The 10,896-nt window shown below is 25.9% G+C and carries 10 protein-coding genes; 8 read left to right on the plus strand and 2 right to left on the minus strand.

Going from position 1 to position 10,896, the window contains the following annotated elements; genetic code table 11:
* The first annotated feature begins 131 nt into the window (after nucleotides 1–131).
* On the plus strand, nucleotides 132–1,250 hold the full coding sequence (locus tag ACTQYZ_RS09790) for a hypothetical protein (RefSeq protein ID WP_441021419.1): 1,119 nt from the start codon (nucleotides 132–134) through the stop codon (nucleotides 1,248–1,250).
* Nucleotides 1,251–1,386: 136 nt separating this feature from the next.
* Nucleotides 1,387–2,316 carry a hypothetical protein gene (locus ACTQYZ_RS09795; RefSeq protein WP_441021420.1) on the plus strand — a complete coding sequence of 310 codons (930 nt, stop codon included), beginning with the start codon at nucleotides 1,387–1,389 and terminating at the stop codon, nucleotides 2,314–2,316.
* Nucleotides 2,317–2,502: 186 nt separating this feature from the next.
* Here ACTQYZ_RS09795 and ACTQYZ_RS09800 read toward each other — a convergent pair whose 3' ends face one another.
* Nucleotides 2,503–2,853 (minus strand): hypothetical protein, encoded by a 351-nt coding sequence (locus ACTQYZ_RS09800; RefSeq protein WP_441021421.1) that lies wholly within the window; start codon nucleotides 2,851–2,853, stop codon nucleotides 2,503–2,505.
* A gap of 82 nt (nucleotides 2,854–2,935) precedes the next feature.
* Nucleotides 2,936–3,826, minus strand: coding sequence for a DegV family protein (locus ACTQYZ_RS09805; RefSeq protein WP_441021422.1), 891 nt, complete (start codon nucleotides 3,824–3,826; stop codon nucleotides 2,936–2,938).
* Nucleotides 3,827–4,098: 272 nt separating this feature from the next.
* Here ACTQYZ_RS09805 and cas10 point away from each other — a divergent pair, with 272 nt between their 5' ends.
* The 6 genes from cas10 (at nucleotide 4,099) to cas6 (ending at nucleotide 10,403) form a co-directional block, all read left to right on the plus strand.
* Entirely contained in the window at nucleotides 4,099–6,516 is a 2,418-nt protein-coding gene (cas10, locus tag ACTQYZ_RS09810; protein ID WP_441416515.1) for a type III-A CRISPR-associated protein Cas10/Csm1, read from the plus strand.
* A gap of 2 nt (nucleotides 6,517–6,518) precedes the next feature.
* Nucleotides 6,519–6,968 carry a type III-A CRISPR-associated protein Csm2 gene (gene csm2 / locus ACTQYZ_RS09815; RefSeq protein ID WP_441416516.1) on the plus strand — a complete coding sequence of 150 codons (450 nt, stop codon included), beginning with the start codon at nucleotides 6,519–6,521 and terminating at the stop codon, nucleotides 6,966–6,968.
* 9 nt (nucleotides 6,969–6,977) lie between these two features.
* Entirely contained in the window at nucleotides 6,978–7,658 is a 681-nt protein-coding gene (gene csm3, locus ACTQYZ_RS09820) for a type III-A CRISPR-associated RAMP protein Csm3 (RefSeq protein ID WP_441416517.1), read from the plus strand.
* Between the two features lie 8 nt (nucleotides 7,659–7,666).
* Nucleotides 7,667–8,581 carry a type III-A CRISPR-associated RAMP protein Csm4 gene (gene csm4, locus ACTQYZ_RS09825; protein WP_441416518.1) on the plus strand — a complete coding sequence of 305 codons (915 nt, stop codon included), beginning with the start codon at nucleotides 7,667–7,669 and terminating at the stop codon, nucleotides 8,579–8,581.
* Nucleotides 8,581–9,657: a type III-A CRISPR-associated RAMP protein Csm5 gene (gene csm5, locus ACTQYZ_RS09830; protein WP_441416519.1), complete on the plus strand. Its 1,077-nt coding sequence runs from the start codon at nucleotides 8,581–8,583 to the stop codon at nucleotides 9,655–9,657. The genes csm4 and csm5 overlap by 1 nt, the downstream gene beginning before the upstream one ends.
* A gap of 86 nt (nucleotides 9,658–9,743) precedes the next feature.
* Entirely contained in the window at nucleotides 9,744–10,403 is a 660-nt protein-coding gene (gene cas6, locus ACTQYZ_RS09835; protein ID WP_441416520.1) for a CRISPR system precrRNA processing endoribonuclease RAMP protein Cas6, read from the plus strand.
* The last annotated feature ends 493 nt before the right edge of the window (nucleotides 10,404–10,896 follow it).

Raw genomic sequence — 10,896 nt, forward strand, 5'->3', positions numbered from 1 at the left:
ATTTTAATGTTATCTATATTTAGTCAATAATTTAATTACTATATAGTAGCTTTAGCATACATAAAAATGTAGAGGATAGTAAAAAAATATGTTAAAATATAAATATAAAATTAATAAGGGAGAAAAGGGAAATGGCAAAGAAAATATTATCTGCACCAGCGTTTATTTTAGGATTAATTTTAGTTATTGCACAGTTCGTTATAAAATATTTTATTCATCTAATAATCATAGATTTATATTTTTCAATGGATGGAACATCTTTTATGAATTTATTTGAATTCTTTGATTATTACATTCTTCTTTGGATTGGTATTGTAATAATGATTGTTAGCATAATTTTTACTGTAAAGAAAAATAAAAATAACAATAATTTAGAAGAAAATAAAGATTTTGATTTGAATGCTAAAAGTGGCGAGCTTGATTTAAATAAAATAAGACAAGAGAGAAATATAGAAAAAGAAGCTTTAAGTAAGTCCGTTGATTTAAGTAGTGAAAGCGAAGAAGTTGATTTAAACAAATTAAGAGAAACTGAGGTTAATAAGAATATAGAAAAAGATAATATTCAAGAAAATAAAAATAAGGGTAAAAAGAAATTTATAGCCTTAATTGTTGGTATAGTTCTTGTATTTTTTTCATGCGGAATTTTTATGAATAATTATTACAAAAATTCAATTTCATATTATCAAAAACACGGCGTTCCTATTAAAGACGGAAAAATACAAATTGATAAAGATGATTTTATAAATATAATAAATTATAATATTTTGAGCATTGATAATAAATGGGGAGATTATGAAATACCTAATCTAAAAGCTTTTTCCATAGAAGATGCAAGCACTGCGGGAGAAGGATACCATTTTTATCACTGTACAGTAAAAATGGATAAAGAACCTGATATTAATATTGTATTTCTTTTAGATGAAGAAAATAAAATAGAATATATAAATATAGGATATAACTGGATAGAAGTAAAACCAAAAGATGAAGATGATATAGCTAATCAGCTTTATGACAGAGACAATATGATGGCTGCTTATTGTAATATAATTTATGGAAGCTTATCGGGATTTTATAACCAAGATGTAGAATATTATAATAATATAATGGGTGAATTATATGACCTTGAGTATGACAAAAATTTTGTCGCTAAAAATGAATATAAAGGCGATAATGCTGTAATTACATGGAGCTATACAGAAGAAAGGCAATCTATGATTGAAATTGATAAGTTAGTCCAAAATATGTATTAAAAGAAGAGGCTTTGCCTCTTTTTTTATTATGAAAGTTTTATATTTATTTAATGTAAATTATATTTAAAATACAAATTAAATTTGTGTATTGACCCCTTATGGTAATTTGATTAAAATATACAAAAGGGGAAAGACAATGAAAGAAAAAAACAATAATAAATTAAATGACTCAGAAAAATTGAAAGAATATTTTTCATCTGAAGAAGATGATTTTTATGCTGAATATACTCTATCTAATAATAAACAAAATGATACTCATAAAAATATAGAACAAAATAGTGGAAAAAATAAAGAAGTTGATGAGTTTTTTGATGAAGTAGAGAAAGAGGAAAGAGAAGAGGTTCTTGAAAAGACAAATAATTTATCTGATAAAAAGAATATATTTTCTAATATAAAGGTTAGTAAAAAAGCTACTATTTTTGCTGTTATTTTTATTGTTCTTGCTTCTTTTGTATGTTATTTTACTCAAAACTTAGGAAGTAGTGAAGATAAAATAAAAAATTATTTAGATGTTATATTTGTAAAAGATAGTGAAAACATTTATGAAAAATATCTTTCTTCAAATACAAATGAACATATAAGTGGATTTGACAGTGATTTAAGAGAAATAAAAAAAGACTTTACAGATATGGTCATAGGTTCTTCCGTGCAAAATAATCTTAGTGAATCAGAAATAAATACAATGTTATTAAATACACTTAAAAACGTAGATTATAAAGTTAATAGTGTTGATGTAATTGGAAGCAGTGCAAAAATAAATATAACCTTATATGTCCCTGACTATGAAGATATTTTTATTTTGGCTATTAACGAAACAATTAATCAAAATCAGTCGTCTCAACTGAGTGATGAGGAATATCTTGTAAAACTCATAGAAAACTACAACCAATTAACTGAGAGTAATATCAATAAAACAAGTGATATTTCTTTTAACCTAACTTTTACAAAAAGCGAAGGAATTTGGCATTGCAGCGATACATATAATTTAACAAATAAACTTTTTAGCCGTGTTAACTCAGGTGTAAATAATGCTTATATGGATGTTGTAAATCGTATAGAATTTTAAAGTAATAAAAAAACAGACACTTTTATGTCTGTTTTTTTATGTATCTAATTTAGCATAATAAAGCATGTTTGTGTCGGTATCAAATATTACAATTATGAAATTATATGAATAAGCATTCTTTAAATATGTATCATCTGTTTTATCTTTTGCGTCTTCGCTTGTGTTATAAAAATAATAATATCCGTTTTAAATAGGCGGGATAAGTTTATTTCCATCTTCATCGGTTATAAAAGGGGAATAACCGTTATTACCATAAACAATATTATTTATATTTTCCCTTAAAGGAAGTTTTTTCCAATCTTTATTAGTTTCAATCTCTTTTAAAATGTCCTTCGTATCTTTAATTTCAAAAGCATAAAAATCTTCTCCGTCACCGTTAAAACTCGATTTTCTTTCCTTTTTTGTTATAAGACTTATGTTTTCACTTTTCACATTCTTTAAACTGATGTTACTAAAAATGCTTTGGTCACTATTCTTTGAACATCCAAAAACTGAAACAATCAAAAGAAGTAAAATAACAATAAATATCTTTTTCATTCTTAATTCCTCTTTTAAAATATGTATAATTTATAAAAAAGCTCAAAGACAATAAAATGACTTTGAGCTAAAATATGTAATGTTATTTATATAAATATTCTTTAAATTCGTTGTCGCTTTCATTTTCACATACAGCTGCAATAACACCAGGACCTGTATGAGCACCGATTGCGCAGCCAATGTAACTTATAACAACTTCTTTAACATTGTATTTTTCTTTTAATACATTCGCAAGTTCTTTTGCTTCTTCTTCTCTGTCTCCATGTACAACCCCGATAATTTGGTTTCCAAGGTCTTTTCCTCTTTTCCCAATTTCCTCTATTATCTTATTGACAGCTTTTTTTCTTCCTCTTACTTTTGCATAAGCAACAAGAGAACCATTTTCATCAATTTCAATCATTGGTTTTATGTTAAGTCCGCCACCAACAACGTAAGATAATTTTGAAAGTCTACCACCTTTGTATAAATAATCAAGTGTTTCAACAGTTACGATGTGTTCCATGTGTTTACAGAAATGTTTAGCTGCTTTTATAATTGTTTCTTTGTCTGCACCGTTTCTTTGCATTAATAAAAGTTTATAAACGGGAATACCAAATCCTAAAGATGCACATTTCGTATCTATAATTGTAATTTTAAAATCAGGATAAGTTTCAAGCAGTTCTTCTTTTGCAAGGTTAGCTGCATTGAATGTTCCTGCTATACCTGTTGAAAAGCACATATATAAAACTTCATCACCGTTTTTTGCATAAGGTTCAAAGTTTCTTTTGAACATTTCACTGTTTATGTGGTAAGTTTTAATATCTTTTGTTTTATCTTCTAAAATGCTGTAAAAGTCTTTTGGAAAAATTGTTTCGCCATCAAAATAGTCTTTTTCATTTATAACAACGGGAGTTGGAATTATATGTAAATTAAATTCATCTATTATATATTGTGGAATATCACTTGCTGAATCTGTAATAATTTTAAAAGCCATATTATCCTCCAATTTCTTATTTATATATAATAACTATACTATATATTACATTTTTTTTCAAAATATTAATGAAATTTTAATGTAGGGAAAGATTTTATATTATATATAATATGTGTTTTATTGCTTTCATTATATATATAAAAATTGTAATATAATAGGGAAAAATTTCCTTTTTATCAATATTTTATATATTTTAATTTATTTTTTTATTTCAATCAATTTTCTGTATGGTATAATTAAGAAAATATTTACGATTAAATGGGAGGTATGTTTTGAATAAGGATTTAATAATAGGGTCCGTATTGCATGATTTGGGGAAATTCATTATGAGGAGCACAAATGAAAAAACAAATCATTCTCTTTTAGGTTATAACTATTTAAAAGAAAAAGGAATTACAAATGATAAGATTTTAAATTCTGTTTTGTATCATCATAAGAATAAAATTACAAATGCAAATTTAACAAATGATGATTTTTCATATATAACCTATGTTTGTGATAACATTTCATCTGCCATAGACAGAAGAAAAAAAGATGATGGAAATATTGAGTTTGGATATGATAAAAAAGCTCCACTTATGAATATTTTTAATCTGTTAAATACAAACAAGAATAATATTAAGAGTGCTTTTAATGTTTCTGATATTGATATAAAAAAAGATATTCTTATGCCTAAAGATATTGAAAAGGCTAGAAATTTAACCGACAAATATGATTATTCGAAAGCCTTTGAATATTTTGATAAAAATTTTGAATATATTACAAACAATGATATTAACGTAAATTCTCTATTACAACTTATTGAAAGTACATTTTCATTTATCCCTGCTTCCACTGATAAAAACGGAATAAATGACGTCTCTCTTTATTCACATTCAAAACTTACTGCCGCAATAGCCAGTTGTTTTTTTGATTATTTTAACTTTAAAGGAATAACAGATTATAAAAAATGTTGTTTTAGTGAAGAAGAAAATATATACAGTGAAAAAACAATGATACTTTTAAGCGGTGACTTATCGGGTATACAAGATTTTATTTTTAATATTTCTTCAAAAGGGGCTTTAAGGTCAATTAAAGGTCGTTCTTTCTATCTTGAAATTGAAATGGAAAATATTATAGATGAAATGTTAAATTATCTTGATTTGTCAAGAGCAAATCTCCTTTATAACGGGGGAGGTCATTTTTATATGCTTCTTGCAAACACAAAGGAAACAAAAGATAAAATAAAATATCTTCAAAACAAAATTAATTCATATTTTTTAAGAAAATATTACATAGATTTATATATTGCCTTTGGATATAGTGAATGTTCTGCTAATGAATTAATTAATATAAACAATAATGATACCTTATCTAAAATATATAAAAATGCAGGTTTTGAAATTTCAAAAGATAAAATAAATAGATACAAAGATACTTTAGATGAATTGTTTAATGATAATAGTAAGTATATTAATAATGATTTAGATTTAAGAGAATGCAGTGTGTGTAAAAGGTCTTATAAAGATTTACACGAAAATGAAGATCTTGGAAGTATGGTATGCGAAAGCTGTGAAAGTATGTATAAACTCGGAGAGGGAATATTCAGAGTTGATACGATGAAAGATGAAATGCTTTTTAGTATATCAAGTAAAAAAGAAAAAGATTTCTTGATTAGTTTATTTTCCCTTGATGGTGAAAACTATTTATACTTAAAGAATAAAAATGAATTTATTAATGATATTAATAATAATCAGATTATAAGAGGGTATTCAATAAATAATCCAATGATAGGTGTTAAATACTGCGTAAATATTTGGATGGGTAATTATACCAGATTCAAAGGTAAGAGTTTGTATTCATTCTCTGATTTATCTAAAAGAAGTATCGGTATAAACAGGCTTGGAGTTCTAAGAATGGACGTTGACGACCTTGGAAGTGCATTCATAAAAGGTTTTGATAAAGAAGGGGAAGATAAATATAAATACGCTACAATATCTCGTTTCCAAAGTTTATCTTCAATGTTATCAATGTTCTTTAAGTTCTACTTAAATAAAATAGCAGGTTATAAAGACACAAAGTTATATTTTACAAATAAAGATTTTCTTAAAAATATTTCAATAATATATGCAGGAGGAGATGATCTTTTTATTGTTGGAGCATGGAATGAAGTATTGGATCTTTCAATAAATATAAGACAGTATTTCAAAATATTCTCTAATGACAGGTTAAGCATAAGTGCAGGTTTTGGAATGTACGATGCAAATCTTCCTATAAATAATATGGCAAGTTTAAGCGCAAATTTGCTTGAAATATCTAAGGAAAACACAAAAGACAGCATTACATTATTTGATGAAAACAATGTATATAAGTGGGATGAATTTATTAATGATATTTATGGAAATTTGTATTTAAAATTTAACGAATATTGTTTCTTTGATGAAGAGGAAAAATGTGAAGATAAAATATATTTGGGAAACGGATTTTTATATAAACTATTAAACTTACTTAAAAATAGTAAGGAAAGTATAAATCTTGCGAGAATTTCTTATGCTCTTGCAATGATAGAACCTAAAAATTTAGCACAAAGAGAAAACTATAATAATTTTACAAATTTAATTATAGATAATATTAACAGCAAAGAAAACATTAAAAAACTTATTACAACAATAATTTTAATTATTTACTTAAACAGAGAAAGAGAGGAATAAAAATGAGCAGAGAAGATATAAAAAGAGCAGAGAATCTTATTAAAGTTGCCGAGAAGAACGTAATGTTACCTACAACTACTCAGCTTAGAAAGATTTTTTCACAAATAAATAATTTGAAAAATACATATGAAATGGAAAAGTTGAACGGTAATATCGTTGATGGGAAATTAAGCGAAAAAATTCTTGATGATATAGAATATTTAAAAATGCAAGTTGCTTATCAGTGCGGAAGAGTTAAACCAACCGATTTTGAAATAAAAAATAAAAAAATAAACAATAAATCTGCTTTATGGTGGTTTATCAATAAACTACCACATTATGAGTATAAAGATAAGAAAATATCTTTTATTTTATATTTAAGTACAATAAAAACAGTAAAAGATATGGATAACTTTTTTGATTATACTGAAGCTTTAATTGCTTATCAAAAATTTTACGGAAGAGACAAGTAGGAGGGAAAAATGAATAAGTTATATGCAAAAATTATGTTTAAAGGAAGTTTAGATATATTAACAGGGCTTCACATAGGAGGAAGTGACGATTTTGCTGCAATTGGTGCTATTGATAATTCTGTAATAAAAGATTCAATAACAAATTTACCTATAATCCCCGGAAGTTCATTAAAAGGGAAATTAAGATATCTTCTTTCAAGAATAAAAAGTAAAAATTATGTTTTAAATAAAATTGATGATGAAGATATTACCATAAAAAGACTTTTTGGAAGTGGTAATTCAAATAATCAAATAGTGTCATCAAGACTTCAATTTTTTGATTTAACGTTAAATGAAGAAAATGCCGAAATGCTTAAAAATGCCGATACGGATTTATATGTAACAGAAGCGAAATTTGAAAATACAATTGATAGAATTACAGCAGTAGCAAACCCAAGACAAATTGAACGTGTTCCTGCCGGTGCAAAATTTGATTTTAAGCTTATTTATAATGTTGAAAGTATTGATGAATTTGAAGAGGATATGAAAAACTTAAAAGATAGTTTTGATATTCTTGAAATGGATTATCTTGGAGGAAACGGTACAAGAGGATACGGAAGAGTAAAAATAAACATTGAAAATGAAGATATAATGTTTTCAACAAAGGAAAACGAAGAAAAAATAAAATCTATTATTGAAAATGTATTTTAAGGTGAACTATGAACTATTATATTTATAAACTTAAGTTTGTAACGCCTGTTCGTTTTGGTGTTACAAAGGGAAATATAACAAATGACAATTCTTCCGATTTTACTTCGGACCAGATTTTTGCAAGTATTTTTAATGAATATGTAAATCTATATAGTATAGATAAAGCGAAAAAGCTCCTTAATGATTTTTATATAAGCGATTTGTTTCCTTTTATGGAAGATAAACTTTATCTTCCAAAGCCTATTATGATATTTGATAGTTTAGTGGAAAATAAGAATAAAGACAGAAAAATAGGTAAGAAGATAAAATATATTCAAATAAATGAATTTAATGAATATATTAATGACTTAAAAAAGGGTAATGATCTTTTGAAATATAAACTTACTAAACCATTTTTTAAAGAGGTTTATCAAACAAAGTATAATTTTTCAAAAGAGCAGACTCCTTACACTGTTTCTGGAATACAGTTTTATAAAAACTGCGGTTTATATTTTATTGTTTCTTTTAACGATGAAATAAAAGAAGAATTTGATAATGTTATAAGAAGCCTATCTTTTAGCGGTATAGGGGGTAAAAAATCAAGTGGGTACGGCAAATTTGAAATAGATGAAATAATAAAACCAAGTTTAGATATAATAAACAGCTTAAATTCAAATTGTAAATATAAAATGCTTTTATCAAGTGTTATTCCAACTGATGAAGAAGTTATGATGCTTAAAACTTCAAATAGTTTTTATTCCGTTATTTCAAGAAGCGGATTTTCTGTCGTAAACGGGAATATGGTAAAAAAGAAAACAACATCAATGTTAAAAAGCGGCTCATGTATAGATTTTGATATTAAAGGGCAGATAAAGGAAGTAAATAAAGAAAATGTAAGAAGTATTTACAGATATGCAAAAGCACTAAAATGGGGGATAGAATAATGAAGTCTGATTATGTAAATTTCACACTAAATTGTAAAGTTATGTCTCCTTTATTTATAGGAAGTGGTGAAAAAATAAATAAACTTGATTATCTGCTTGATAAGAATGATGTTGTTTTTATAGATAAAAGAAAACTTATAAAATATTTTAAAGAGATAGAATGTTTAAATGAATTTAATAAATTTTTACTACAAAGCGATAAGGCTTCTTTAAAGGAATTTTTTGATATTTTAATAAAAAGGGGAACAGTAAATAAAATAGATTATTCATTAATTGAAAAAAGCAGGGCTAAATATTATAAAAACAAGATTTCAAAAACAAATCTAAATGAAATAGACATATTTATTAAAGATATTGACAGTAATCCTTATATACCGGGAAGCAGTTTAAAAGGCGCTTTTAGAACCGTACTTGAAAGTTGCATACTAAATAAGTCAAATAAAGCATTAAATGATTTTAAAGTAAATCCAAAAGCTGTAAAGAATTATTTATTAAAAGAAGATGATTTGCAGATTATGAGCGGAGTTATGATTTCCGATTCAAATAAAATACAAAAAGATTCTATACAGGTTTTACAAAGAGAAGATTATAGTTATAAAAAGAGAACATCAAATACTATAAGTAATTTTAAAGAATTCATAAAAGAAGGAAGTATGTTTTCTTTCAGTGTTACTTTGGATAAAGCAAAAACCAATCTTTTATATGAAAAATACGGTATAAGTTTAAAATCAAAAGAAGATTTCTTAAATATATTAAAAGATGGTTTTGAACTTTATTTAAATGCTTTAAAAATAGGAAATAAAGAAGAAGTTTTTTTACCTAATTATAATAATAACAATGCTTTATTTGTTGTTGGGGGAATGGTAGGATATCATTCAAAAAGTATTTTAAAAGGTGCGTATGAGGGTAAAGAATTAATAGATAAAACAAAAGAAGCGATACATAAAGATGGAAAAAATTCTAGAATGAAAAAAATCAGCGAACACATAAATGATAAAAATTACAGTCCAAGAACACTTAAAGTCGTAACAAACGAAAAGGGAACAAGGCTTTGCGGAATAGTAGAGGTTTTATAATGATTTCAAGATTAACCATAAAAATAAAAAAAGAAGAGGGGTTTCCTCTTTTTTATAACAATGCCCCGTTATTTCACGGGTATATTATGGAAACATGCAAAAAAGAATATGCTGACTTTTTACATCTTCAAGGTTTAAAACCTTATTCTCAAAATGTTTTTATGCTTAATGATGAATATATTTGGCAGATAAACACATTAAATGAAGGAGCAAGAGAAAATATTATTTTGCCATTAATTGAAAGATTAAACAAAGATGGATTTATTAATATTACTTATAAAGACCATAAATACATTCCATATGAATATAATTTGAAAGAAATAAAAGATTTAAACGAATATATAAATTCTTTTTATAAAGAAGAAAAAAGTAGGGTAATAAAAGTAAAATTTGTAACTCCCACAAGTTTTAAATCCTTTGGAGAAAATGTTTTTGTTCCTGACATAAGGCTTATAGTAAAAAGCATGGTAAATAAGGCTGATTCATTTTTACCTGTTACTTTAAAAGACGAAGAAACAATGGAAATCTTAATAAATAATATTTCACTAAAGGATTTTAACATTAAAAGCACTATGTTTAAATCCAGTGATGTTGGAATAAAATCATTTATAGGTAACGTGAGTTTTTATGTAAAAGGTCCAAAACCTTTATTAAGTCTTTCTCATTTACTTTTTGATTTTGCATCTTATGCAGGTATAGGTGTTAAGTCTCCTCAGGGTATGGGGTGTATAAAAATGTTGTTATAGGGGTTTTACCCCTAAGACCCCACCAAATATTTGCTCGCCCAAATATTTGGATAAAAGGGCGCCACTGCGTGGAGCTTTTACGCAACAAGATTTCCCGAAAAAACTGCCCGTTTTTTCGGGAATTGTTGCTACCCCAAGCCCAGGTAAAAGATACTTCCACGTTTGTATTTTATTTTAGGATAATAAAACGAGCAGGGGGATAGGGACAGTGTACTTAATATTTCCTCTATAATAGTGACGAAAACAGTATTTCATCTTTTAAGCGGTTAATTATCATATCATAAAAAAATAATCCCTATCATAGGGACATCGATAGTGGTTTCACCCTTAAGACCCCACGACTTTTTTACTCGCCTAAAAAAGTCGAATAAAAAAGAATTTAAATTTTGTTTATATATTAATATAAGATAAATATCATTTGATATGGTTCAGATGGCTGTATCATTAAAAAATAATATTTAAAATAAAATATAAAAATTTCTTTGTCAGATAA

The organism is Anaerofustis sp. LCP19S3_F7 (assembly GCF_052119445.1).
GTDB lineage: Bacteria > Bacillota > Clostridia > Eubacteriales > Anaerofustaceae > Anaerofustis > Anaerofustis butyriciformans.